The 267-nt window shown below is 43.1% G+C and carries 1 protein-coding gene; it reads left to right on the top strand.

Annotated features, from left to right (window positions below; translation table 11 throughout):
- Window positions 1-267 (top strand): glycosyltransferase family 2 protein (locus KVT11_RS20015; RefSeq protein ID WP_217609164.1); only part of this gene is annotated, 267 nt, incomplete at both ends.

Below are 267 nucleotides of genomic sequence, written 5' to 3' on the forward strand. Positions count from 1 at the left end.
TAAACGAAAAAAGAAACTGGTTAACGCGAATGATTTCGCTAGAATTCCAAATCTTCCAGCTCCTTATGCAATCTGGACGCTGGTTACTATTCCAAACGGGCTCGCTGACAGGAACAAACATGCTTCTTCGTCGCTCCGCACTAGAAGAGCTTGGTGGCTATGACCCTTACGCAATTGCAGAAGATGCTGAATTAACATTACGAATTACACAAAAAGGTTATCTCTTACCAATCGTCCCAGAATCAGTTACTTGGGAACAAGAACCAG

This window comes from Bacillus sp. GbtcB10 (assembly GCF_019091365.1).
Lineage (GTDB): Bacteria > Bacillota > Bacilli > Bacillales > Bacillaceae > Bacillus > Bacillus altitudinis.